24 protein-coding genes are annotated in these 24,335 nt (G+C 32.6%); 9 read left to right on the plus strand and 15 right to left on the minus strand.

What is annotated here, in order from left to right:
* Nucleotides 1-20: 20 nt before the first annotated feature.
* The 3 genes from Q0V67_RS00325 to Q0V67_RS00335 are packed head-to-tail and all read right to left on the minus strand — an operon-like array spanning nucleotide 21 to nucleotide 2,351.
* Complete coding sequence (locus Q0V67_RS00325) at nucleotides 21-1,274, minus strand: coproporphyrinogen-III oxidase family protein (RefSeq protein ID WP_297595925.1); 1,254 nt, start codon at nucleotides 1,272-1,274, stop codon at nucleotides 21-23.
* Between the two features lie 7 nt (nucleotides 1,275-1,281).
* Complete coding sequence (locus Q0V67_RS00330) at nucleotides 1,282-1,719, minus strand: biopolymer transporter ExbD (RefSeq protein WP_297595927.1); 438 nt, start codon at nucleotides 1,717-1,719, stop codon at nucleotides 1,282-1,284.
* Nucleotides 1,720-1,730: 11 nt separating this feature from the next.
* Nucleotides 1,731-2,351 carry a MotA/TolQ/ExbB proton channel family protein gene (locus tag Q0V67_RS00335; protein WP_297595930.1) on the minus strand — a complete coding sequence of 207 codons (621 nt, stop codon included), beginning with the start codon at nucleotides 2,349-2,351 and terminating at the stop codon, nucleotides 1,731-1,733.
* Between the two features lie 154 nt (nucleotides 2,352-2,505).
* On the opposite strand from Q0V67_RS00335, the gene Q0V67_RS00340 reads away from it, so the two are divergent.
* Together Q0V67_RS00340 and Q0V67_RS00345 are read left to right on the plus strand one after the other, a co-directional pair.
* Nucleotides 2,506-3,171, plus strand: a complete 666-nt coding sequence (locus Q0V67_RS00340) for an energy transducer TonB (protein WP_297595932.1) — start codon at nucleotides 2,506-2,508, stop codon at nucleotides 3,169-3,171.
* A 16-nt stretch (nucleotides 3,172-3,187) separates the two neighbouring features.
* Nucleotides 3,188-3,682 carry a flavodoxin family protein gene (locus tag Q0V67_RS00345; RefSeq protein ID WP_297595934.1) on the plus strand — a complete coding sequence of 165 codons (495 nt, stop codon included), beginning with the start codon at nucleotides 3,188-3,190 and terminating at the stop codon, nucleotides 3,680-3,682.
* A 43-nt stretch (nucleotides 3,683-3,725) separates the two neighbouring features.
* Here Q0V67_RS00345 and hutX read toward each other — a convergent pair whose 3' ends face one another.
* From hutX to glmS, 12 genes are all read right to left on the minus strand, one after another.
* On the minus strand, nucleotides 3,726-4,196 hold the full coding sequence (hutX, locus tag Q0V67_RS00350; protein ID WP_297595936.1) for a heme utilization cystosolic carrier protein HutX: 471 nt from the start codon (nucleotides 4,194-4,196) through the stop codon (nucleotides 3,726-3,728).
* 107 nt (nucleotides 4,197-4,303) lie between these two features.
* On the minus strand, nucleotides 4,304-5,458 hold the full coding sequence (locus tag Q0V67_RS00355) for a YihY/virulence factor BrkB family protein (RefSeq protein ID WP_297595938.1): 1,155 nt from the start codon (nucleotides 5,456-5,458) through the stop codon (nucleotides 4,304-4,306).
* A gap of 89 nt (nucleotides 5,459-5,547) precedes the next feature.
* Nucleotides 5,548-6,942 (minus strand): PTS transporter subunit EIIC, encoded by a 1,395-nt coding sequence (locus Q0V67_RS00360; RefSeq protein WP_297595940.1) that lies wholly within the window; start codon nucleotides 6,940-6,942, stop codon nucleotides 5,548-5,550.
* A gap of 25 nt (nucleotides 6,943-6,967) precedes the next feature.
* Nucleotides 6,968-7,864, minus strand: coding sequence for an N-acetylmuramic acid 6-phosphate etherase (gene murQ, locus Q0V67_RS00365; RefSeq protein WP_297595942.1), 897 nt, complete (start codon nucleotides 7,862-7,864; stop codon nucleotides 6,968-6,970).
* The gene (locus Q0V67_RS00370; protein ID WP_297595944.1) at nucleotides 7,865-8,713 is read right to left on the minus strand and encodes a MurR/RpiR family transcriptional regulator; all 849 of its coding nucleotides are present in this window, start codon (nucleotides 8,711-8,713) and stop codon (nucleotides 7,865-7,867) included.
* 143 nt (nucleotides 8,714-8,856) lie between these two features.
* Entirely contained in the window at nucleotides 8,857-10,395 is a 1,539-nt protein-coding gene (gene citF, locus Q0V67_RS00375) for a citrate lyase subunit alpha (protein WP_297595946.1), read from the minus strand.
* Between the two features lie 19 nt (nucleotides 10,396-10,414).
* Nucleotides 10,415-11,287: an aldolase/citrate lyase family protein gene (locus Q0V67_RS00380; RefSeq protein WP_297595948.1), complete on the minus strand. Its 873-nt coding sequence runs from the start codon at nucleotides 11,285-11,287 to the stop codon at nucleotides 10,415-10,417.
* Between the two features lie 27 nt (nucleotides 11,288-11,314).
* Entirely contained in the window at nucleotides 11,315-11,575 is a 261-nt protein-coding gene (citD, locus tag Q0V67_RS00385) for a citrate lyase acyl carrier protein (protein ID WP_297595950.1), read from the minus strand.
* Between the two features lie 80 nt (nucleotides 11,576-11,655).
* Complete coding sequence (locus Q0V67_RS00390; RefSeq protein ID WP_297595952.1) at nucleotides 11,656-12,897, minus strand: methylaspartate ammonia-lyase; 1,242 nt, start codon at nucleotides 12,895-12,897, stop codon at nucleotides 11,656-11,658.
* Nucleotides 12,898-12,969: 72 nt separating this feature from the next.
* Nucleotides 12,970-14,427 (minus strand): methylaspartate mutase subunit E, encoded by a 1,458-nt coding sequence (locus Q0V67_RS00395; RefSeq protein ID WP_297595953.1) that lies wholly within the window; start codon nucleotides 14,425-14,427, stop codon nucleotides 12,970-12,972.
* A gap of 25 nt (nucleotides 14,428-14,452) precedes the next feature.
* On the minus strand, nucleotides 14,453-15,859 hold the full coding sequence (glmL, locus tag Q0V67_RS00400; RefSeq protein WP_297595956.1) for a methylaspartate mutase accessory protein GlmL: 1,407 nt from the start codon (nucleotides 15,857-15,859) through the stop codon (nucleotides 14,453-14,455).
* Between the two features lie 32 nt (nucleotides 15,860-15,891).
* On the minus strand, nucleotides 15,892-16,305 hold the full coding sequence (gene glmS, locus Q0V67_RS00405) for a methylaspartate mutase subunit S (protein WP_297595958.1): 414 nt from the start codon (nucleotides 16,303-16,305) through the stop codon (nucleotides 15,892-15,894).
* Between the two features lie 345 nt (nucleotides 16,306-16,650).
* On the opposite strand from glmS, the gene rimP reads away from it, so the two are divergent.
* Genes rimP through tig form a run of 7 tightly spaced genes read left to right on the plus strand, consistent with a single transcriptional unit; the run spans nucleotide 16,651 to nucleotide 24,335 of the window.
* Nucleotides 16,651-17,112, plus strand: a complete 462-nt coding sequence (rimP, locus tag Q0V67_RS00410) for a ribosome maturation factor RimP (protein WP_297596045.1) — start codon at nucleotides 16,651-16,653, stop codon at nucleotides 17,110-17,112.
* Nucleotides 17,113-17,139: 27 nt separating this feature from the next.
* Nucleotides 17,140-18,240, plus strand: a complete 1,101-nt coding sequence (gene nusA / locus Q0V67_RS00415; RefSeq protein ID WP_297595960.1) for a transcription termination factor NusA — start codon at nucleotides 17,140-17,142, stop codon at nucleotides 18,238-18,240.
* On the plus strand, nucleotides 18,221-18,757 hold the full coding sequence (locus Q0V67_RS00420; protein ID WP_297596047.1) for a DUF448 domain-containing protein: 537 nt from the start codon (nucleotides 18,221-18,223) through the stop codon (nucleotides 18,755-18,757). The genes nusA and Q0V67_RS00420 overlap by 20 nt, the downstream gene beginning before the upstream one ends.
* A gap of 23 nt (nucleotides 18,758-18,780) precedes the next feature.
* Nucleotides 18,781-20,943 carry a translation initiation factor IF-2 gene (gene infB, locus Q0V67_RS00425; RefSeq protein WP_297595962.1) on the plus strand — a complete coding sequence of 721 codons (2,163 nt, stop codon included), beginning with the start codon at nucleotides 18,781-18,783 and terminating at the stop codon, nucleotides 20,941-20,943.
* A gap of 10 nt (nucleotides 20,944-20,953) precedes the next feature.
* Nucleotides 20,954-21,310 (plus strand): 30S ribosome-binding factor RbfA, encoded by a 357-nt coding sequence (rbfA, locus tag Q0V67_RS00430; RefSeq protein WP_185875837.1) that lies wholly within the window; start codon nucleotides 20,954-20,956, stop codon nucleotides 21,308-21,310.
* A 3-nt stretch (nucleotides 21,311-21,313) separates the two neighbouring features.
* Nucleotides 21,314-23,011: a single-stranded-DNA-specific exonuclease RecJ gene (recJ, locus tag Q0V67_RS00435; RefSeq protein ID WP_297595963.1), complete on the plus strand. Its 1,698-nt coding sequence runs from the start codon at nucleotides 21,314-21,316 to the stop codon at nucleotides 23,009-23,011.
* A 37-nt stretch (nucleotides 23,012-23,048) separates the two neighbouring features.
* Complete coding sequence (gene tig / locus Q0V67_RS00440; RefSeq protein WP_297595964.1) at nucleotides 23,049-24,335, plus strand: trigger factor; 1,287 nt, start codon at nucleotides 23,049-23,051, stop codon at nucleotides 24,333-24,335.

Consider the following 24,335-nt stretch of genomic DNA (forward strand, 5'->3'; position numbering starts at 1 on the left):
ATCCCTCTCCTATTAACTTTTTATTTTTCTAACGTCCCTTCAACCAATCTCACTAAAACTTCTCTTGAAATGTTATTTCCCCAAAACACGCCATCCTCTGTCAATGTATATGTTTTTTCATTCTCAACAACATATCCCCCATCTTTTAACTTGGTCATTATCTCTTCAAATATTTTTTTCTCACCATCAATTAAAAATTTTTCAGCTATTTTTTTCTCTATAACTGGAAATTGAAATAATCCTGTCAATCTATCAAGTCTTTGTTGATGCTCACTTTTCTCAACAAACATAGCCATCTCTTTTTTCATTCTAAAGATTGTTATATCATCCACATTTCCACCAGCTCCAACACCTATCGGGAATGTATCTCCACCAAAGCTTCTAGCTTTTATATATCTATATTTATCTCTTCCTTTTTTAGCTATTTTTGTAAGTTCTAAAAGATAATAATCTCCATCTGAAGTTAACTCCTCTACAAACGCATCATGAAGTTCTCTTTCTCTTTTTAAACTCTCATCTAATTTTATCCTATCCTCTTTTATATCCTTTGAAAGTGCCGATCCTTCATGAACCATAAGTGAGTAAAAACTTACACTTCCTAAATCTAACTCTTTAACTGTCCTAGCATCACTTCTAACATCCTCTATCTTTTGATCCGGATAGTTATATATTATATCTACACAAACTTCTCCATTGAATTTAATCTTTAAATCTTTTAACCTTCTTATCGTCTCATCTTTTGCATATGTTCTGTTGTAAAACTTTCTTCCTTCTGTTGTAAAACTTTGTATCCCCACAGAAAGTCTATTTACTCCATACCTATTCAGAGTTTCTATTTTCTCATCACTCAAATTGTGAAGTGTCGTCTCTAAAGTAAACTCATAATCTTCCGACAGTTTTATATTCTTTTTTATTGATTCTAAAATTTTCTCTAGTTGATTATTTTTATAAACAGTTGGAGTTCCACCACCAAAATATATTACATCTACAGGTCTTTCCTTAAAATATCTATACTGTCCATATTTTTCAAACTCCTTTGCTATATATTCTGCATAGCTATCTAAACTCCCATTCAACTGCTCTCTATTCAAATTACAAAACGAACATATCTTGTCGCAATAAGGGGTATGTACATATATGACTCTTGGTACATCCTTTGGTTTTTCCGACAATTTATTTAGTAAAATCTCCTCACTCAATCTTTCAGGTGGATAATACTTGCTAAATATCCCACTCGAATTATGATGACTCTTAGCCCTTGTTTCAAACTTCATATTTCAATCACTTCCCTTTAGTTTCTATATCTATAGCTCTAGCTCCAGATATTTTTATATCCGACATCACATCTACAATCTCACCATAACTAATCCCCTTATCTGCCAAGATTGATACTCTTTTACTTTCAATTTTTGGTAAATTTTCTTGAAGTTTTGTTATTAACTCCTCTTTTTTTACATCTATTACAATATCTCCATCTTTTTTTGTAATCTTAATTTTCAACTCATTCTCTTGATTTAAAATTACAGATATTTTATCAACTACCTCTGTCAGCTCAGATACCTCTGATTTTGGGAGTTCAATTTTCATTCCTCCCATATCATCAAACGTGGTAGCTACCATAAAAAATATTAAAAGTAGAAATACCACATCAATAAGTGGTGTTAAATCTGGAGTTAATTGCTTCTTTTGATAGTTCATAAACCCTTTTGATCTAAACATCTGCAGCCCCTTTACATCTTTCTTAAAATATTTATAAATTCCACAACATTTTTTTCCATATCAATCATCGCTTTCTCTATTTTCTTTTGATAAAAATTATAAAAAATTAAAGCTGGAATAGCCACTGTCAACCCCGATGCTGTTGTTATAAGTGCTTGAGATATACCAAACGCCAGTACTGTCGGATCCCCTGCCCCATGTTTAGACATAGCTGTAAACGCTCCTATCATACCTGTGACCGTTCCTAAAAGTCCCGCCAAAGGAGTTACATTTGCAGCTATTGCTAATATCCACATATTCTTTTCTAATTTTGGGAGTTCTCTTAGAGCACACTCTCTTGCTTTCTCTTCCAAATAATCATACGTACAGCAACTCATCTTCTCTCCACTATATTCCATCAATATCGTTTTCATCACTTTTGATGAGGTATTTTTAAAGTAATCGCATGTTTTTATCGCCCTTTCTTTTTCCCCATTTTTTATAAATTTCTCCAAATGACTAATAAGTAACTCCCCATTGTCTTTTTCATTTTTAAAAAAATAGTAACCTCTTTCTAAAATTACACTGAGACCAGCTATAGACAAAAATATAATAACAATCATCAATGGTCCCCCAGCTTTTATAAACTCCATTTTTACCTCCACCTTTAAAATATTTTGATTTTCAAAGTTATTATATATATTTTTTTATGTTCAGTCAACAAATTTTTGTAACAAAAATAGTTTGATTATTAAAATATTATTTGTTATAATCATTTATACCTTAAAAACATTAAACGGAGGACCCATGAAATTTATTATTTTTTCTATAGCTTTACATACAATTATTTTTATTAGTGTTTTTACTTTTGATAATAAAAACAGTTTTGAAATTCAAAATCCAGGTCACAATATAGATGCTATAAATATCTCAATGAATCTTTCTCAGAAAATAGTACCTGAAAAAACACAAGAAGAGAGCGTTCAATCTGAACCTGAAATTAAAGCTGAACCTGATGTGGTAGCAAAACCCAAACCAAAAGTAGAAGCTAAGCCTAGAGAGATACCTAAATCAAAAGCAATAAAGAAAGCTAGCACAAATAAAACTAACACTGAAGTTTTGCCATCTAATTCCAATTCAAATAGTCTTATTGAATTATCTAAAGGAATTTTTGCTGCTAAAAATCAAGGTGTAAAAGGGCTTGAATATAAATTTATATCTCAACCTGATCCTGAATATCCTCTTGCTGCTAAAAGAGTTGGATATAATAAAAAAATTTCCATAAAAGTAAGATTTTTAGTTGGTTTAGATGGGAGAGTTGAAGAGGTTAAATTCTATAATGAAAAGGACTCTTTAGGATTTCAAGCCGAAGTGGAAAAAGTTTTAAAAGAATGGAAACTTACTCAAGTAACACTTGATAAAAAACCTATAAAATTATATTTTTATAAAGAATTTAAATTTGACCAAATATAAATTGGAGGCATTTACTATGAAAATTTTAATTACTTATTCATCAAAAACTAGAAATACAGAAAAAGTCGCAAAAGCTATTTTTGAGGGAATACCTAGCGCTGATTTTCTTCCAATCTCAGAAGTTGAGAACTTAGACTATGATCTAATTATTATAGGAGGATGGATTGATAGAGCAACTTTTGACAGCAACACCTTAGCTTTTTCAAAAAATATTATCAAAAAAAATGTCGCATACTTTTTTACCCTAGGTGCATATCCTAACTCTGATCATGCTTTAGATTGTGTTAAAAATATTGATACTCTATTGGGTGAAAATGAAAATACCATCACTGGTAGATACTTCTGTCAGGGGGCTATTGATCCTAAACTTATCTCTTGGTTATCTACACTTCCTAGTGACCACAAGATGTCTCCTAGCGAAGAGAGAAAACAAAGATGGGAGGATGCTAAATCTCATCCCAATTCAGAAGATTTAGAAAGAGCTAAAGAGTTTGCAATATCTCTTCTATAAATAAAAAAGTACCTACAAACTAAAAAGAATGTAGGTACTTTTTTTATAACGAGTTAAAACTATTTAGGCATTCCTGTATAAGTTCTTTTTTCTCATCTCTAGGTACATATATAGCAAATATCTCTTTTTCATCTTTTCCATAAAACTTTATAGAATAGCTCTCTCTTCCAAACATAGTATCTTTAACTAAAAATATCTCACTTATCTCTCCCACACTCAGGTGTCCACCGATAGAAGTCATCTTATCATGAAAATTTAAAAATCCATGAGCATAGAACCCTTTTGGAAATTTATCTTTAATCTCTAAGACAAAATTTGGTGTTACAACCAATAAAAATACCTGTTCCCACCCTCTTAAAACTTGAAATAGATAGTCTATTTTTTCCACATCAAAGGCTCTCACCGTAGGGGCATTTCTTAAAACCTCTATCATTGATATTTCTAACTCCGATGAAATCTTTGACAGTGAAGCCTTCTCATTCATATCTAAAATGTTTTGTATTCTCTTTTTCATCTCTTCCCTCCATTTGTTTAAGTTATACAAATATATTATATTTTAAATATTTTGTCAATCAAATATTTAAAATATAAAAAAAGAATGGATTAATAGCTCCATTCTTTCTATTGAGTCAAGTTATAACTTTCCCCTAAATTTTTCAAATCTTCACATAATGTTTCATCGCTTATTTCATTCACATTAACTGTAAGTTTATATTTTTTCTCTTCACTTGAATCTGTATCGATAGCTGATATATACTCAATCCCTTTCAAACTTTCTATTGTATCTATAACTATCTCGCTGGGAATATTCAACTCCTTTGACATCTCTTTCGGGGACATAGGTCTTCCATTGCTACTATAGTTTTCTACAAATTTTTTCAATATAATTTTTGCTATCATATATTTAGAATTAAAACTTAATTTTTCTGTCCCATCTAGTTTTGCTAAACTCTCTCTATTTTGAAGAATATATGAAAAATGAGCTCCTATAAGAATTAAAAACCATACCACTTTTAGCCATATCAAAGAGAGTAAAAGCACTGAAAAACTCCCATATATTTTGTTGTAGGTTCCTATTATCAACTGTAATCTTACAAGTAGCATATTACTTTGGTTCAACAGAAATGAAACTATAAAACTACTCCATATAACTGGAACAATATTTACTCTAGTATTTGGTAAAACTTTATAAAATACTATGAAAAATATCCAAAGCGCAAGATATGGAGCTACCATTTGTATCAAGTGATTTGTATAAAATATATCTATTTTTAAATTTGTAAGTATATTTGCTCCTATAATACTCACTGGCAACATCAAAAATGTTATGAAATAATCTGCAAATTTTCTAAAAAATGGCCTAGATTTTTTCACTCTCCAAATACTATTTAACGCTTTTTCTATAACCGAAAACATAGTTATTACAACCCAACCTAGTGATATAAATCCAAATCCCGCAATTAGACCACTTCGAGTATTTTGAAGCAATGTCTGGGTTGTTTCTAGTATCATGTTTATGGTATCTTCATTCAATGGTGAGCTCTCTGCAAGTTGCTTCAAATAATATTTATCTATTCCAAACCATCTCCCAATACTAAAAGCAATTGCTAAAATTGGAATAAAAGACAGTGTTGTAAAATAGCAAAGTGTGTTCGCCCAAAGATTTGAGTTGGATCTTCGATAGTTTTCATAAGCTCCTTTCAGCTGACTATAAAAATGTGTGAGCTGTAACTCCTCCAAGTATCCTTTTACTTTTTTCAAAAATTTAATATCCATAAATCTCCCTCCTATCTGTATTTTATCATCTTTTTTTAATTTTCCTTTAAAAAAAAAAATCATCTAAAATAATTTAGATGATTTTTACACTAAAGTGCTTCATTTATATCCTTTGGTATACCAAAGAAATATGTAATTATAAATCCTGCAACATAAGACATTCCTAATCCAATTACATAATACATTATTTTACCCGGTATAACAAGTGGAATAGCTGTTACTCCAGCTGGTCCAAAAGCTATTGTCTGTACTTTTGTCGCTGCCAGAAAAGCTCCGCCGATTCCTCCTGCTATTGAAGCAGTAATAAACGGTTTTCCAAGAGGTAGTGTCACACCATAAAGCATAGGTTCGCCTATCCCTAAAATTGCCACCGGCATAGCTGATCTTATAATATTTCTTAACTTTTCATTCTTTTTAGCTTTTATATATATTGCTGCTGCTCCACCTATCTGTCCTCCACCTGCCATACATAGTATTGGGAAAAGCGATATGCTTCCAAACTGTGTCAACTGTACCATGTAAAATGGAATCAACCCATGATGTAGACCAACCATCAGAAGTGGTAAAAAAGATGCTGCTAATATAAATCCACCCACTATTGCCATAGGTCCCTCACTCATGATGAAAAAAGAGAACACTTTTATTATTCCGTCTGAAACAATACCCGCAAAAGGCATTATTGCAAATATAGTTAAAGCTCCCACAACTAAAATAGATATCATTGGTGTCAATATAGTGTCTAAAAAATCTGGAATAAAGGTCCTTAATTTTTTCTCCACCCAAGCAAGGATTGCAACACCTATAATAACACCTATTATTCCACCTTTTCCAGGAATTAATATACTATTTAAAGGTACTTCTGCATTGTAAAGTCCTAAAGCCTTTGAAAAAATATTTATATTTCCACTTATTGTAATCGCACCTATGACTCCCCCCAAAGCAGGAGTAGCTCCAAACTCATTGGCAGAATTAATTCCTACAAATATTGCAAAATAAGCAAACAATCCACTTCCTAAAGTTTGAAAAAATGTTATCCACATAGGAAGTTCTTTTATTCCCTCCGCTGTATATAAATTTTGAAAATAACCTGAAATACCGTTTAATAATCCCGCTCCAATTATAGCTGGTATCAACGGAATAAAGATATTTGCTAACCTTCTTAAAACTGATGAAAACTTGGTTTGTTTTGATTTTACACTCTCTTTTGTTTTTTTCCATTCCTCATCTGTTATTTTTAACTCCCCACACAGTCTTTTCATTTCATCTGCTATTTTTTTACTTTTTCCAGGACCTACAACAACCTGAATTGTGTCATCTTTTATCACTTTAATTATTCCAGGAACCTCATCCAAATTTTTAAAATCTACCTTTTCATTATCTTTAACGGAAACTCTCACTCTCGTCATACAATTATTTATCACTACAATATTATCTTTTGATCCCAACTTCTCAATTATCTCTTTTGCAATCGATTGATTATCCATTACACATCTCCCCATTAGTAATTTTTTATTTTATAGCTTCCCTTATAAACCCATTTGATTTTTCTAATTTTTCTATAGCCTCTATTTTATTACACCCTAGCAATACCATAACAATAGCTAATTTAACTTGATTTTCTGACTGTCTCAGAGCCTCTTGAGCCACATCATAACTGCATCCAGTTATTTGCATAACATTATTTTTTGCTCTCTCTTGAAGTTTTATATTAGTAATTTTTAAATCTACCATTAAATTTTCATAAACTTTCCCAATACCTGTCATTGACGCCGTGCTAATCATATTCAGGATTAATTTTTGTGCCGTTCCAGCCTTCATTCTAGTTGAACCTGTTAAAACTTCTGGACCAACTTCAACTTCTATTGCTACATCAGCTATCTCTCCAACTTTACTCCCTTTATTACATGCGATAGCTATTGTTTTACAGCCCAGCTCTTTTGCAAATTCGATTCCACCAATAGCATATGGGGTTCTTCCAGAAGCTGCTATACCACAAACTACATCTTTTTCGTTTAAATCTATCCCTTTTAACTCTTCTATTGCTAAATCTTTTGAATCCTCTGCCCCCTCTTGAGCCTCAATGAAAGCTTTTTCTCCTCCAGCTATAAGACCCATAACTTTTGTTTTATCAACACCAAAAGTTGGCGGACACTCCACAGCATCTAAAACTCCCAATCTTCCGCTTGTTCCAGCTCCCATATAGATCAATCTTCCTCCTCTATTGAAAGCTTCAACAATATATTTTACAGCTTTTTCAATTTCAGGTATAACCTTTCCAACACTTTCGGGTACATTTTTATCCTCTTCATTTATAAGAGTTAAAATCTCTCTTATACTCATACTATCCATTTTCATACTTTTTAAATTTCTTTTTTCCGTTGTTTTTCCCTCTAATATTTTTTCCATTTATTTTTCCACCCAACCCACTATTTTTTTACTTTTATCTATATATTGTTTTACTTTTTTATAATCCTTTTGAACTAACCTTAAAAATATACTATCTAATATTATCATTTGTGCCATTCTCGATGAAATAGCTGAACTTCTAAATATACTTTCTTTTGAAACTACTCCCAAGTTATAATCACTTAAAGATGACACAGTATTTTTGCCAACCGATGTTATCGATACAACACATATATCCATATCTCTAGCCGCTTTTATAACATCTATAACCTCCTGTGTTTCACCTCTATGAGAAATTGCTATCACCAAATCTTTCTCATTCATTGTAGATAGTTTCATAAGTTGCATCTGTTTACTATCATAATGCACAGTATCCATTTTTATCTTCATTAATTTCAATTCTAAATCTCTAGCTACTATTGATGACATTCCTGCTCCAATTATTAAGATTCGGCCACTCCCTCTTATTTTACTTATAACCTCTTCAAAATTTTCATAATCCATTATATCTAAAGTATTTTTCAAAGCCTCTATTGTCTCGGCTAAAGTTTTTTTAGTTACATCTTCCAAAGAATCTTCTAAACAAATATCACTATGAATTTTATTTCCATCTAGCTTTTTCTTATTTTCTAAATCTCTTTCTAGTTGTAATTTAAAAACTACATATCCAGAAAAACCTATTTTTTTTATAAATTTTATTACTGAGGATTGACTCACCCCTATTTTTTTAGCTAATTGTGTAGATGTAATCTCCCCAATCTCATTTTTATTTTCAACTATATACATACCTATCATTCTTTCACTGTAAGAAAAAGAATTAATCATACTTTTTATAATATTTTCAATCATAAAACCTCCTTTACAAACACTATATTACAACATTTTTTTTAATAAATCAAGAATTTTTTATTTCTTTTATTTAAAATTTTAAGAATAATTTATTCTCAATTAAAAAAAGTAAAAAAAAATGGAGAATATCTTCTCCAAAATTTTTACTTAACTTTTTTTATAGTATCTACAACAGTTCCATCTCTATACTCTACAATAGCTACTATCTCATCTTCAAACTCTATTTCACTCTCTTGACCAGTCATATTTTTAGCTATTTCTCTCAACTCTTCAATCGTTTTTATCGGAAGTTTAGATCCTTTAAACTTCTCAATTAAATCCATTCTTAGAGGATTTATAGCGATTCCTCTCTCTGTTACAAGAACATCTACTGTTTCTCCAGGAGTTGTTACAGTTGTAACTTTATCCTTAACTACAGATATTCTTGAATTTACAAGTTGAGAAACTATTATACATAATTTTGATCCTGCGGCTGTATCAGAATGTCCACCTGAACCACCCATAATAACTCCATTAGATCCTGTTGTTACGTTTACGTTGAAGTTTGTATCCATCTCAGTCGCACCTAAAATTACTACGTCTAGCTTGTTTACAACCGCTCCTTTATTGTTTGCATTAGCATACATAGATGCTGACATTGTTATGTGTGCAGGATTTTCTTTAGCCGATTTTATCGCATCTAAATCAAAACATTGCACATCAAATAAAGCTTTAAATAGCCCCTCTTTATACATATCTACTATATATCCAGTGATTCCTCCAGATGCAAAACTTCCACAAATATTTTTATTTTTCATGATATTTTTTAGTTCTGCTGCAACTGCTAAAGATATTCCTCCAGCACCAGTTTGGAAACTCATACCATTTTTTAAATATCCTGATTCCTCAATGAATTTTGATGTTAAATCTGCTACTTTTAGCCCAATAGGATTTTTAGTAATCTGAGTTGTTCCAGATACGATCCCCTTAGGATCTCCAATAGCATCTACAACTAATATATAGTCAACTAGAGTTTGATTTATCTCAATTGTTGGATTTGGATACTCCACTAAGTTGTCAGTTATAGCTACAACTATATTTGCTAACTCAGCGTCTGTATGAGCGTATCCTAATGCTCCACAAGCTGATTTCCCATCCACACCGTTGATATTTCCATACTCGTCACTTGTAGGAGCCGCCATGAATGCTATATCAATAGTTTTTTCTCCACTTTCAAATATTCTAGCTCTTCCACCGTGAGTATGCATTACAGCTGGTTTAGCAAGTTTTCCATTCGAAATTGCTTCAGCTACTGGTCCTGAAATATATGCGGCATATATCTGCGTTACAGTTCCATCCTCTAACATTTTTACAAGTCCTTTATGACAAGGAAAAATTGAACTAGCTGCAACAGTAATATCTTTATATCCTCTTTTTGCAATCTCTTCCATAACCATGTTTAAAACAAAATCACCATTTCTTAAATGGTGATGAAATGATACTACCATCCCATTTTTAAGTGGTAATCTATCCATTAAAGACTCCAAATTATCGCTTAACTTAGAATCCTCAGGTGTTATTGCTTTAAATTTAAAATCTTTTTTTATTACTCCTTGAGTATTTGAAAGGTACCCACTATACTGTTTTACCTCTCCATATCCCTCTATAAATTCAGGAATTTCTCTTCCTAAAATATTTTTCATCAGAACACCTCACCTTAAATTAATCTAATAATCCAATCATCTCAGCAATCTCTAAAGTTTGAATAGCTCTATTTATAATTGGAAGATCTACCATTTTTCCATCTAAAGAGAATACTCCTAGTCCCTCTTTTTCAGCCTCTTCTTTAGCTGCCATAACTCTTAAAGCATGATTTATTTCAGCCTTTGTAGGAGAATAAACTGCATGAATTGTATCTATCTGTCTTGGGTTAATAGCTAACTTTCCAGAAAAACCTAACATTTTTGCTTTTCTAGAATCTGCTTCCAATCCTTCATAGTCATTAGTGTCTGTAAAAGGAGTATCTATAACGTCTATCTTTAATGCTTTGCAAGCATTTACAAGTTTTGTTCTAGCGTAGAATAATTCATCTGAATCTTTAGTTCTCTTTACTGCTAAATCCGCTGCTAAATCTTCTCCACCTAATAAAACAGCTTCTATTCTTTGAGATAACTTCAAAGTTTCATAAACTGTTTCTACTCCATATGCTGTTTCTACCAATGCATGAACTTTAATAGTTCCAATCTCAAGCCCTTCCTCTTTTTCAATTCTCTCCAACTCTTTTTCAAGAATTACCATATCCTCAGGAGTTGCTTTTGGCAAAAGTATTGCATCCGGCTTTAATCTTGCCATTTTATCTATATCCATCATTGCAAATGGAGATGATAGCGGATTAATTCTTATAACCACTTCTGTTTCTCCATATGTCATTGTTTTCATAGCCTCTGCTACCAATATTCTGGCTGCATCTTTCTCTGTTAAAGCAACAGCATCTTCCAAATCAAATATAACTGAATCCGCTCCAAAAGTGTCTGCTGTTTGAAGCATTCCTGGATTATTTCCAGGCATAAATAACATTGTTCTTCTTAATTTCACTCTAACACCTCACCTTAAAAGGAATAATTAATAACTTCTTTTAACAGCTCCTTCAATTCTAGCTCTTATTGTATAATCCAAAGCTCCTTTATCTTGAGCCTTTACTAAAACAGATACAATTCCCATCTCTTTTAATTTTTCCTCTATAACATTTTTTATATGAGCTCCAAATTGCTTTTCAACAACACTTTCTAATTCGATAACTATTCCATTTTCATTTGGAGCAAGCATAACGAATATATCATTTGATTCAAGAGTCCCACATTTAACTGGCTTATTTATTGTCATCCTATTCACCTCTTAGAATATTCTATAAAATTAAAGGAAAAGGTAGGAGATTTCCCACCTTTTCCAGAATTAAAAGTCTATTACTTTCTTCTGTTAACTAAAGCTTCTACTCTGCTCATTTCGTTGAATACGATCATAAATCCTTCATCAACACCCATTCCTGGTTTAGCAAGAACCTGAAGAGCTCCACAAGCCATAGCAATGTTTGTAGTTACTTCAGCCGATCTGTTAGTCTCGTTACAAGTTCCTCCACTGTAAGATCCGATTCCTACTTTGTTACAGTAAAGAATTGCATCAGCAATGTTATTAACTCCTCCTAAGTCTGGAGTTTTTATTTGTACTACGTGACCTGCTTTTGCATCAGCGAAAGCTTTGATGTCATCGTAAGTGTTACACCACTCGTCAGCAACTAACTCGATTCCCATGTTTCTTGCATCCACTTCAGCAGTTAATGCAGCTAAAGATTCAATTTGCTTATCTCTATCCTCAACGTCCATAGGACCTTCAATTCTTAATTTGAACGGCTTTGCAGCTTCTACTAAAGTAGCTAAATAATCAGCCATTCTTGTAGTATCGCAACCAAACGCAGCTCCGATTGTTCCATATACATCTATATGAAGGATTGGTGCATAATCCTCAGAATCTCTTAAGTGGATTATTCTATCTCTTAACCATCCAACATACTCAAGTAATAACTCTCCGTTATTTCCTAATTTAGTTTCAACATGGTTGATTAGTGCATGAGGTAATACATCTGCTGATTTGATTATCATTTTATCAGCATTCTCATATCTGTTATCTCCAGATTGAGTGAATATAGGTCTTTTAGTGATCTCTAAACCTGTATTATAGTCTTTTTGGATAACTTCAGCCATAGTTACTTTTCTTGTTTTAGCAACAGCATCTAATAAAGATTGAGTTATTCCATATCTTATAGCAGTATGCATTCTTTTTCCATCTATTAACATAGAATCAAACTCTTCAGCTAATGATTTAAAGTTGTCTAATTCTCTTCCAATTAATTTTGGAGCGATTTCTTTTTCGATTACCGGAATGAAATCTTTAGCTAGGAATAATGGATCTCTCCCTCCCGCACCTGAGTATTGAACCGCAGCACAATCTCCATACGCCACTTGTCCATCTTCTAATATTAATTGTACAGAGATAGATTCTCCAGCTTGTCTTATAGAGTTAAACCCTTCAGTTACTGGCTCTCCAACGTAAGCAAATCCGTCATGTCCTGCTCCACTTTTTATAGCTCTTTGGTCATCAAAATAGAAACCTGTTTTTCCTGCTGAACACACTACATCAACTATTCTCATTTTTAAATCCTCCTGATTTTTAATGAGGGCCTCGGCCCTCTATTATATTATAAATCAAACTTTTTTTTAAAATTATTTAGCGTCTGGTCTTCCGATTAAGTTTCCTTTTCCAACAGCAAATATATCGTCTACTGTCATTTGGAAGCTGATCTCTCTTCCTTCAAAAGCTGCTCTTTCCTCTAGTTTTGCTGTATGGAAAGCTTTAATATCTTCTGATAAAGGAAGATTTCCTGCATTTAGGTATCTGATCATTCCGTTGTTATCTCTAGCTGGTAACATCTTTCCAGCATTGTACTTAGATGGTGCAAATGGAATATCTAATACTCCTTGCTCAAATGCTTTAACAGTTCCTACTGCTAAATCTCCATTTCCTAACTCAAGTACTTTATCTATAATTTGCTTAACTTCTTTTTTTATCATATCTTTTTCAAACTGAACTTCTACTGAATTTGGTAATTTTTGCCCTTTTAATAGATTTAGAACCATTTTTGTCGCTCTAATTCCCATAGCGTTAGCTTCCTTTGTAGGTACTCCAATTGCCTCATGAGGAGTTTTTACGATTACTTTTGTAGCTCCAGCTAAAGCAGCAGCAGATGCTCCGTTTGATATAACTCCAAACGCCTTAGCTTCATCTTCTGGGAATCCTCCCATCCATTGGTGGAATACAGAAGTTAATTGCATATTTTCGTATCCGAACTCATTACAGTACTCTTCTGCTTGCTCCATCATAGATCTTACTGCAGCAACGTCTTGTACTAAGTTTCCACATTGTCCGTATCCTAAAGTGATATTTTTAACTCCTTGCTCAGCAGCTAATAAACACTCAATTATTTGAACAGCGTTTGATACTGATGGAGGAACTAATGTTCCAGTTAATGGTCCAAACGGCTCTCTATTGATAGAAACTCCTTGCTCTTCGTACCATCCAACTAATCTATCGTTATATTGCCAGTCTCTGATTGTTTGCTCAAGAGTTACTGATTTAGCATAAGGAATGTTATAAGAAATTCCTCCACCCTCGTTTGATGTGAATCCAGCTGCTAACATTATCTCAGATAATAGTCTAGCATCAGGAGTTCCGTGTCTTAATTGTAATGGTAAGTTTACAGCTTCAACAACCTCTCTACATCCTTTAACTCCGTGGTTTACACCTGGGAATCCATTAAGTAGTGATCTTCCTGCTTTCTTAGACTCCTCTATTCCTTTTTCACAGTTCTCATACTTATTTTGTCTTGTATAAGAATCTATTGTTGAAGGTAGTAAATCTGCTCCACCCTCTTTATCTAGGAAGTTTAATAACTCTATGTGCTGCTCAACTAAAGCAACCCCTGCTCTTGGCTGTGCCAATGTGATATTTTTAGCTTTTGCATCTATTAACTTTTTAGCAAAGTTCTTGTGATCTGGTAAAGCTTTATGGTAAGCTACTGCCTCTTCTAAATCAACATCAGCTCCTGTTGGCCACTGCTTTAATACCTCTTCTCTTACTTTAAAGAACTCCTCATCGGTCCATCTTCTAAATTCTAAATTCATTGATTAGATTCCTCCTCAAAAAAAACTATACTTCAATTAGATATTTTTTCATTATTTTCACTGCTAAATCGGGGTTTGATTGAGCTAACAATCCCATAGAAGATAGGATATACGTCTTATCTACCATAAGTTTTGGATCCTTAGGCTTCAAATTTATTGGTTCTGCTGGATTAAATTTCCCAGCCTCTAAAATCCCTCTAGGATTTTCACTATGAACAATAACTCCCCCTGTTCCTATTATGTAAGGAGCGTTCAAAAGGTCTTTTCCTGTCTGATTAAACATTGTTCCCATAGGAGTATAGACACACTCTAAAACTCCGCAATGTCTTGTCATCGACAGTTCTGTTGCAACCTTTGCCATAGCTTCATCAAACAGTATCTCCTCTTTGTTTTGAGGAACCATTTTTATATGATCATGTCTATAGTTACACATCCCTTTTACATCCCACTGCTTATCTATATCATTCAAATATGCTCTTATTTTTTTTGTTCCTCCCGCTTCTAAAAGTGAAATAGCTGAATATCTCATCCCTAAATCACCCTCCACAGTTCTCTTTGCAAACGGATCTTCAAGTCCTTTTAATAATACTCCAGCTTGAGAAGGGTCTCCCTTTCCAATAGAGTGTATGTCAGTAGTAGCACCACCGATATCAACTATTATTAAATCTCCTATTCCATCCTCATCATCTGTTCCTTCTGAAAGAACCTCTGCCGCTTTTAAAACTGCTGCTGGAGTTGGCATCAAAATTCCACTTATGAAATCTTCAGCCTTTTTCATCCCTTTAGCTTCTACAATTTTATTCATAAAAACTTTTCTTATCTCTTCACGTGCTGGTTCAACATTTAATTTATTGATCTTTGGCATCACATTTTCAGCTAAATAATAATCTATATTTGATTCAGTGAATATCTTCTCAATCTCATCTGAAGCCGCTTTATTTCCAGCAATCACTATTGGCTTATCAATATGATGTTCAACTATCAATTTTGCATTGTGAATTATGCACTCTTTATTACCACCATCTGTTCCACCTGCTAAAAGAATTATATCTACCGCGGAGTTTTTAATCTCACGCATCTCATGAGAGTTCAACTCATAAGAATATGTTTTTATAACTCTTGCTCCAGCCCCTAATGCAGCTTTTTTTGCAGCTTCGGCAGTCAGCTCTGGGACTAATCCTATTGCAACCATTTTCAATCCACCAGCAGCTGATGAACATGCGATTTTGTCAACAAACTCAACTTTCGAAATAGGAAGTTCTCTCTCTATTTTTTCTACAAGTTTTCTGTAAGCATTATCAAAACCTGTCATTATATCATCCTCAACCGTTGTTATATCTTTAGCAGTTGCAAGTATTCTTTCCCCTGCTACATCTATTGCCGTTAACTTAGTATATGTACTTCCAAAGTCAATAGTTAGATAACACTTCATGAAAATCATCTCTTTTCTTTGTAATTTATTAATTAAATTCCTAAATCAGATTTTAAATGCTCAGTTGTAATCTCGATTGGAGTTCCTGGTCTGTAAACTCTATTGAATCCCATAGCCTTAAATCTAGACTCTACATCTGTCCAATCTTGCTTTCCAACAACGATATTTCCACCAACATAAAGAACGATATCTTTTAAGCCAGCTTCTTCACACTTCTCTCTCATACCTTGACAATCTAACTCTCCATGTCCATATAGAGAAGATACAATTATTGCATCAGCCTTAGTTTCAACTGCTGCATTTATAAAGTCAATTTGTGGAGATAGTACTCCAATATTAACTACTTCAAATCCATTAGTCTCTAATACATGGTGAATTATTTTGTTCCCTACTGCATGACAGTCAGATCCAATTACACCAATTACTACTTTTTTACCATTTTTCATTGAAAATAACACCTCACTATTTTTTTTCCTATAAAAAACAAACTTTTATAATATATTTTATACACTACGTTTTAAAAAAATACAATAGAAATAATAAATTTATATTGTTTGCTTTTGAATTATTTATAAAATATATTGTGAACATTCATTTCTAACAAACTTACTTTTTTCTTTTTCTACATTAATATATCGATAACAGTATTTCGTTGATTTTTTTTAATTTATATGCTATAATCTACTTAGATAATTTATACTAGAGCTGAAAAGAGTGGGGAAATCCCACTCTTTCTTTGTAGTTTTAATCAGGAAAGAGGTGATATGATGATAAAATTAGATAAATGGGAGATGGAACAAACTCTTTTAAATATAGAAAAAATTGTTTTCCCTGCAGTTGAAAAAAGAGGGCTTGACCTTGTTGATTTAGAATATATACAAGAGGGTGGTTATCTTTATGTTCGTGTTTTCATTGAAAAGGAGAACGGAGATATAACTCTTGAAGACTGTGGAGGATTAAGTAATGATATCGATGAAAAAATTGATACACTTATTCCACATAAATTTTTCTTAGAGGTTTCTTCTCCAGGGGTTGAAAGACCTTTAAAAAAAGAGAAAGATTTTATTAGGTTTATAGGTGAGACAATTAAAGTGAGTTTAAAGCATAAACTTAATGATAGTAAGAACTTCGAAGGGACTCTTGAGAATTTTCAAGAGGAAACACTATTCCTTAACATAAAAGGCGAGATTTTAGAAATCCCTTTCAAAGAGGTAAAAAAATCAAATATTGTCTTTGATTTTAGTGACATTTAATTATTTAGTTAGGAGGAAAAACCAGTTATGAGAAGTAAAGACGGAAAAGTTTTTTTAGAGGCTCTTGAGCAACTAGAAAAAGAAAAAGGAATTAATAAAGAAAGTCTTCTTGAAGCAGTTGAACAAGCTATGCTTGCTGCATATAAAAAACACTACGGTGAAGAGGAGAACGTTGAGGTTGAAATCAACAGATCTACTGGTGAAGTAAAAGTTTTTGAAATAAAAACTGTTGTTACTGCTGAAGATCTATACGATGCTGCTTTAGAGGTGTCTGTAGAGGATGCTGCTGAAGCTGGTCACAGAAGAATTAAGCTTGGAGATGTAATCAAACTTGAAGTTAACTGTGAAGAATTTAGAAGAAATGCTATCCAAAATGGTAAGCAAATCGTAATACAAAAAGTTAGAGAAGCAGAAAGACAAAATATCTTTGATAAATTCAAAGTTAAAGAGCATGACATAATGACTGGAATCATCAGAAGAATCGATGAGAAAAGAAATATCTTTATTGAGTTTGATGGTTGCGAGGCTATTCTTGCTACTGCTGAACAATCTCCAGCAGATGTTTATAGAGTTGGGGAAAGAATCAAAGTTTACATATCTGAAGTAGAAAAAACAAACAAGTTTCCTAAAATTATCATCTCTAGAAAAAATGAAGGGCTTCTAAGAAAATTATTTGAATTAGAAATTCCAGAAATCGCAGAAGGGGTTATCGAAATCAAATCTGTTGCTAGAGAAGCTGGTTCTAGAGCTAAAGTTGCCGTTTATTCATCAGATGAAAATATAGATACTGTAGGTGCATGTATCGGACAAAAAGGATTAAGAATTAGAAACATCGTTAACGAATTGAATGGAGAGAAAATTGATATCGTAGTTTGGAAAGAGGATATTAAAGAGTTCGTATCAGCTGTTCTAAGTCCAGCTAAAGTTATCAGTGTTGAAGTTCTTGAAGAAGGAACTACTGCTAGAGTATTAGTTGAAAACTCTCAGCTATCTTTAGCTATTGGTAAAAATGGTCAAAATGCAAGACTTGCTGCTAAGTTAACAGGTATGAGAGTAGATATCAAAACTGTTGAATCTTTCAGTACTGAGGAGAACGTTGTAGTAAATGATGAGGAACACCATGGATAATCACACTCCTGAAAGAACTTGTGTGGTTTGTAGAGAAAAAAAAGACAAAGGCGATCTATTTAGAATCGCTAAAATAAGTGAGAACAACTATTCGTTTGATGAAAAGCAAAAAATGCAATCAAGAGCAATCTATGTTTGCAAAACACATGAATGTATTAAAAGAATTTCAAAAAATAAAAAATATAGCCTAAGAATAGAAGATTTACTTTCTATGGTAAACCTTCTTAAAAAGCAATCTAAAGATTACCTAAATATTTTAAAGGCAATGAAAAACTCTGAACACTTAGCATTCGGAATCAATATGGTTATGGATGAGATAGAACATATTCATTTTTTAATTATCGCAGAGGATATCAGCGAAAAAAATGATAAGAAACTAATTACAAAAGCTAAGGAATTAAATATTCCTTATGCTCATTTTGGGAATAAAACACAACTTGGTGATATATTCAACAAAGATGAAGTCAACGTTATTGCTATAAAAAATAAAAAAGTGGCAAGGGGATTGGTAGATTAGGCTATTTGGAGGTGTCTAGCTTTATGAAAACAAGAGTACACGAATTAGCTAAAATGTATGGTATTGGCAACAAAGAGTTTTTAGATATTTTAAACAATATTGGAATTGAGGTACACTCAAATCTTGCAGGGTTAAGTGATGAGCAGGAGAAGATAATTTCAGCTCATTTTTCCCACATCAATGAGGTTGTTTCTAACAGCGCTTATATCGAGGAGGAAACAATGAAAAATAATATCGATTTACAAGAAGCTGATGATTTTTTAGTAGAAGATCAACCAACTTCAAAGAAAAAAAAGAACAACAATAAAAATAAAACAGATAACAATACTACTGATTCAAAATCTAAGAAAAAGAAAAAGGGAAGAAGAGCAGATTTCGTTGTTAAGAAAGCTGAACAAGGACCTGAGATTATTGAAGAAGATGGAATGAAAATAATCAAGATCAGAGGGGAGATCACTCTTGGTGAATTCGCTGATAGACTTGGTATTGGAAGTTCTGAAATAATAAAAAAACTTTTCTTAAAAGGTCAAATGCTTACTATAAACAGCCCAATATCTTTTGAGTTAGCTGAAGAGTTAGCTATGGAGTATGACGCTTTAGTTGAAATGGAAGAAGAAGTAGAATTAGATTTCGGAGATAAGTTTGATTTAGAAATAACTGATAGAGCTGAAGATTTAACTGATAGAGCTCCTGTTATAACTATCATGGGACACGTAGACCATGGTAAAACATCTTTACTTGATGCTATCAGAGCAACTACTGTAGCTTCTGGAGAAGCTGGAGGTATCACTCAAAAGATTGGAGCCTACCAAATCACTAAACCTACAGGAAAAATCACTTTCGTAGATACTCCTGGACATGAGGCGTTTACTGATATGAGAGCTAGAGGAGCACAGGTTACTGATATTGCTATCCTTGTTGTTGCTGCTGATGATGGTGTAATGCCTCAAACTATAGAAGCTTTATCTCACGCTAAAGCTGCTCATGTGCCAATTATTGTTGCTATCAACAAAATTGACAAACCTGAAGCTAACTCAATGAGAATTAAACAAGAGCTTATGGAGCACGGATTAGTTTCTGTTGAATGGGGAGGAGAGACTGAATTTGTTGAGGTTTCTGCCAAGGCTAAATTAAACCTTGATACTTTACTTGATACAATTCTTATCACTGCTGAAATTTTAGAGCTTAAAGCCAACACTAAAAAAAGAGCTAAAGGTATCGTTTTAGAATCTAGACTAGATCCTAAAGTTGGACCTATAGCTGACGTTCTTATCCAAGAAGGAACTTTAAAAATTGGAGAGGTTATCGTTGCTGGTGAATGTATGGGTAAAGTTAGAGCTTTAGTTAATGACTTAGGTCAAAAAGTTCAAGTTGCAACTGTTTCTCAACCAATAGAGATTATTGGATTTAATGAGGTACCTTCTGCTGGAGATACTTTCTATGTTATTCAAAATGAGCAACACGCTAAAAGAATTGTTGAAGAGATGACAAAAGAGAGAAAAATTTCTGAAGTTACTAGAAAAACTATATCTCTAGAATCACTATCTCAACAAATGGATAGCGCTAACATAAAAGAACTTAACTTAATTTTAAGAGCTGACTCAAGAGGTTCTGTTGAAGCTTTAAGAGATTCTCTATTAAAACTTTCTACAGGTGAAGTTGCTGTTAATATTATGCAAGCTGCTTCTGGTGCTATTACAGAGAGTGACGTTAAACTTGCTGAAGCTTCAAACGCTATCATCATCGGATTTAACGTAAGACCTACTACAAACGCTTTAAAAGAAGCTGATTCTAACGGTGTTGAAATCAGAACTTCTAACATTATCTATCATATCATTGAAGATATTGAGAAAGCTCTAACTGGTATGCTAGATCCTGAATTCAAAGAGAACTACTCTGGAAGAATCGAGATCAAAAAAGTATTCAAAGTTTCAAAAGTTGGAAACATTGCTGGATGTGTTGTTGTGGATGGTAAAGTTAGAAAAGACTCTAACATCAGAATCCTTAGAAATGGAGTTATTGTTTATGAAGGTAAACTAAATACTCTAAAAAGATATAAAGATGACGCTAAAGAAGTAGTTGCTGGTCAAGAATGTGGATTGGGAATCGAAAACTTTAATGATATTAAAGAAAGCGATATCGTTGAGGCATTTGATATAATCGAAGTTAAAAGAACTTTAAAGTAGGTGATAAATTATGAATAAGAAAAGATTAGCTGCAATTGAAAAAGAGATCAGTAGAGTTGTTTCGAAAGCTCTTTTCGAAGATATAAAAAATCCAAAATTAAAAAAAGCTATGGTTTCTATTACTAGTGTAAGAGTTACTGAGGATTTAAAATTTGCTGATTTATTTTTCAGCATTATGCCAATAGCTGGTAAACAAATGAATAAGAATGAAGTTTTAGAAGGATTAAATGAGATCAAAGGTTTTCTAAGAAAAAGAGTATCCGAAGAACTAGCCTTAAGATATACTCCTGAAATGAGAATTAAACTTGACGATACTATAGAACACGCAATAAAAATATCTCAGTTACTTGATAACTTAAAAGGGTAATCTATGCACTGGGAATATAAAACAGTATCTGAAAATCTTATTGAAACTAAGGCTAGTCAGTGGGATGTTTCTGAATTTTTAACTACTTTACTTTTAAAAAAAGGCTTTTTAGAAAAAGAAGACGTACAGAATTTTCTTAATCCATCTATCGATAAACTTAAAAACCCTTTTGATTTTGAAGTGATGGATAAAGTAGTAGAAAAAATAGTTTCAGCTAAAAATAACGGAGAAAGGTTATTTATCTATGGCGATTATGACGTAGATGGAATAACCGCTGCTATCTTCCTTGTCTTAGCGTTTAGAGAGATTGGAATTGATATTGATTACTATATTCCCAATAGGATGGATGAGGGCTATGGTCTTGATAAAAAAACTATCGATTTTATCCACCACAATTTGGGGAAATTAATAATCACTGTCGATACTGGAGTTAATTCCCGTGAAGATGTTGAGTATGCTAGAAGTTTAGGGATTGATGTTATTGTCACTGATCACCACAAAAGTGTAAAGGATGATGAAAAGGACAATGTTCTTTTTATCAATCCTAAGCTCAGTGACCATTACCAATTCAAATTCCTAGCTGGAGCTGGAGTAGCTTTAAAAGTTGCTCAAGCTGTGTATTCTCATTTGAATGAAGACTTCTCTAAGCTCTATCAATTTTTAGATGTTGTTATGATAGGAACTGTTGCTGATGTTGTTCCTATGTTTGATGAGAATAGAATTATTATCAGCAAAGGTTTAGAAACTCTTAAGAATACTAAAATTAAAGGTTTAGTATATCTTATGAAATATCTAAAGCTTTATAACAAAGATATTAGTACAACGGATATTAGTTATTTTGTATCACCTCTTATCAACTCCTTGGGAAGGCTAGGCAACTCTAAACTTGGTGCAGATTTTTTTATGAAAACAGATGATTTTGAAATATATAATATTATTGAAGAGATGAAAAAATCAAATAAACAAAGAAGAGAACTAGAAAGAGCTATCTTTGATGAAGCGAATAGTATGGTTCAAAAAAAAGGAACCGAAAATTTAAAGTATATTTTTGTGGCTTCTGAAAAGTGGCATCCTGGAGTCATTGGTGTTGTCGCATCTAGGTTAAGTGTGAAATATGATCTTCCTGTCGCTATGATATCTTTAAAAGATGGAGTGGCTAAAGCTTCTTGTCGGAGTATTCCAGGAGTTAATATTTTTAATATTTTAAAGCTTGTAGAAGATAAATTAATTCGATTTGGAGGTCATGATTTAGCTGCTGGTTTTATAGCTAATCAAAAAGAGCTACCATGTATTGAATCCTTCTTTGAAAAAGAGATTCAAATCCACGAACACTCTTTCAAGCAACCAAAATCTTTAGAGATTGATTTAGAATTTCCAATCGATAAAATAGATAAAGATATTATTCAAGATATAAAAAAATTAGCACCTTTTGGCTTAGAAAATAGACACCCATATTTTTTAGATAAGGGTGTAAAAATTGTTGATACCAAATTTTTTGGTATTGAAAATAGACATTTTAATGGTTTTTTAATTAAAAATGGAAATTCCTATCCTCTTGTGGCTTTTGATTTAAGTTCTAAACTTTTAAAAAGTGGCAAAGATACTGTATATGATATTATCTATTATCCTGAAAAGATCATATCCAGAGGAGAGGAATTCTATCAGTTTCGTTTAAAAGATCTTAAAGCTCAAAAAGCTTAAGATATTTAAATACATAATATACTTTAAGGAGGAAAAAATGAAACACGAATTAAAAAAAATTGAACATTCAGCAGTTGAGATAAAAATGACTTTAACGGCTGAAGAGTTATCACCAATTAAAGCTGAGGTTCTTAAAAAAGTTGCTTCTCAAGTTGAAGTACCTGGATTTAGAAAAGGACATGCACCTTTAAATAAAGTTGAAGCTGCTTATGTTGACGCTATAAAAGAAGAGGTTGTTGAAGCTGTATTAAAAGCTAACTTTGATAAAGTTATCGCTGAAGAGAAAATTTCTCCAGTAAGTTTCATCTATGATCTTGTTGCTGAAATGAAAGAAACTCTTGAAATTACTTTCAAAGTTGATGTTTATCCAGAAGTTACTTTAGGAGAATATAAAGGGTTAGAAGTTGAAAAAGAAACTTTTGAAATGTCTGACGACCTTTTAAATAAAGAGATTGAAAATATGATGACTTCTAAAGCTAAATTAGAAGATGCTACTGAAGGACATAAAGCTGAGATGGGTAACACTGTAGATCTTGCTTTTGAAGGATTTGTTGATGGTGTTCCTTTCGAAGGTGGACAAGCTGATTCACACCAATTAAAATTAGGTTCTAAAATGTTCATCGATACATTTGAGGATCAATTAGTTGGATACACTGTAGGACAAGAGGGAGAAGTTAACGTAATGTTCCCTGCTGAATACCATTCTGAAGCTTTAGCTGGAAAACCTGCTACATTCAAAGTTAAAATTAACTCTATCAAAACTTTAGCTAATCCTGAATTAAATGATGAGTTTGCTAAAGAAGCTGGATTTGAATCTGTAGAGGATTTAAAAGCTAAAAAAACTGCTGAGATTATAGCTAGAGAAGAAGCTAGAGTTCAAAATAACTTTGTTGGAAAATTAATTCAAAAATTAGTTTCTGAATCTAAAGCTGAGGCTCCTAAATCTATGGTTGTAAAAGAAGTAGAAAATAGAATGGCTGAAATGAACCAACAATTAGCTATGCAAGGAATGGATCTTGATCAATATCTAAAAATGACTGGTATGACTAAAGAGCAAGCTTTCAACCAAATCGCTCCTATGGCTCACAACAAAGTTTTAGTTGATGTTGTTTTAGAAGCTGTTGCTAAAGCTGAAAACATTGAGGTTTCTGAAGAAGAATTAAATAAAAGAACTGAAGAGATTGCTAAAATGTACGGAATGACTGTTGAGCAATTGGATGCAGAGTTAAATAAAAACTCTAATTTTGACGAGTTCAAACATAGTTTAAAACATGAAATCACAGCTCAAAAAGCTGTTGAAGTTATTGTTAACAACGCTAAGTAA

It is taken from the genome of uncultured Cetobacterium sp. (genome assembly GCF_947072685.1).
Classification (GTDB): Bacteria; Fusobacteriota; Fusobacteriia; order Fusobacteriales; family Fusobacteriaceae; genus Cetobacterium_A.

Excerpts from the sequence above, each read along its gene's own strand:
- Q0V67_RS00325 (WP_297595925.1), bottom strand. The coding sequence starts at position 1,274 with ATGAAGTTTGAAACAAGGGCTAAGAGTCATCATAATTCGAGTGGGATA.
- Q0V67_RS00330 (WP_297595927.1), bottom strand. The coding sequence starts at position 1,719 with ATGTTTAGATCAAAAGGGTTTATGAACTATCAAAAGAAGCAATTAACT.
- Q0V67_RS00335 (WP_297595930.1), bottom strand. The coding sequence starts at position 2,351 with ATGGAGTTTATAAAAGCTGGGGGACCATTGATGATTGTTATTATATTT.
- Q0V67_RS00340 (WP_297595932.1), top strand. The coding sequence starts at position 2,506 with ATGAAATTTATTATTTTTTCTATAGCTTTACATACAATTATTTTTATT.
- Q0V67_RS00345 (WP_297595934.1), top strand. The coding sequence starts at position 3,188 with ATGAAAATTTTAATTACTTATTCATCAAAAACTAGAAATACAGAAAAA.
- hutX (WP_297595936.1), bottom strand. The coding sequence starts at position 4,196 with ATGAAAAAGAGAATACAAAACATTTTAGATATGAATGAGAAGGCTTCA.
- Q0V67_RS00355 (WP_297595938.1), bottom strand. The coding sequence starts at position 5,458 with ATGGATATTAAATTTTTGAAAAAAGTAAAAGGATACTTGGAGGAGTTA.
- Q0V67_RS00360 (WP_297595940.1), bottom strand. The coding sequence starts at position 6,942 with ATGGATAATCAATCGATTGCAAAAGAGATAATTGAGAAGTTGGGATCA.
- murQ (WP_297595942.1), bottom strand. The coding sequence starts at position 7,864 with ATGGAAAAAATATTAGAGGGAAAAACAACGGAAAAAAGAAATTTAAAA.
- Q0V67_RS00370 (WP_297595944.1), bottom strand. The coding sequence starts at position 8,713 with ATGATTGAAAATATTATAAAAAGTATGATTAATTCTTTTTCTTACAGT.
- citF (WP_297595946.1), bottom strand. The coding sequence starts at position 10,395 with ATGAAAAATATTTTAGGAAGAGAAATTCCTGAATTTATAGAGGGATAT.
- citD (WP_297595950.1), bottom strand. The coding sequence starts at position 11,575 with ATGACAATAAATAAGCCAGTTAAATGTGGGACTCTTGAATCAAATGAT.
- Q0V67_RS00390 (WP_297595952.1), bottom strand. The coding sequence starts at position 12,897 with ATGAGAATAGTTGATGTAGTGTGTTCAGCAGGAAAAACAGGTTTCTAT.
- Q0V67_RS00395 (WP_297595953.1), bottom strand. The coding sequence starts at position 14,427 with ATGAATTTAGAATTTAGAAGATGGACCGATGAGGAGTTCTTTAAAGTA.
- glmL (WP_297595956.1), bottom strand. The coding sequence starts at position 15,859 with ATGAAGTGTTATCTAACTATTGACTTTGGAAGTACATATACTAAGTTA.
- glmS (WP_297595958.1), bottom strand. The coding sequence starts at position 16,305 with ATGAAAAATGGTAAAAAAGTAGTAATTGGTGTAATTGGATCTGACTGT.
- rimP (WP_297596045.1), top strand. The coding sequence starts at position 16,651 with ATGGAACAAACTCTTTTAAATATAGAAAAAATTGTTTTCCCTGCAGTT.
- nusA (WP_297595960.1), top strand. The coding sequence starts at position 17,140 with ATGAGAAGTAAAGACGGAAAAGTTTTTTTAGAGGCTCTTGAGCAACTA.
- Q0V67_RS00420 (WP_297596047.1), top strand. The coding sequence starts at position 18,221 with ATGAGGAACACCATGGATAATCACACTCCTGAAAGAACTTGTGTGGTT.
- infB (WP_297595962.1), top strand. The coding sequence starts at position 18,781 with ATGAAAACAAGAGTACACGAATTAGCTAAAATGTATGGTATTGGCAAC.
- rbfA (WP_185875837.1), top strand. The coding sequence starts at position 20,954 with ATGAATAAGAAAAGATTAGCTGCAATTGAAAAAGAGATCAGTAGAGTT.
- recJ (WP_297595963.1), top strand. The coding sequence starts at position 21,314 with ATGCACTGGGAATATAAAACAGTATCTGAAAATCTTATTGAAACTAAG.
- tig (WP_297595964.1), top strand. The coding sequence starts at position 23,049 with ATGAAACACGAATTAAAAAAAATTGAACATTCAGCAGTTGAGATAAAA.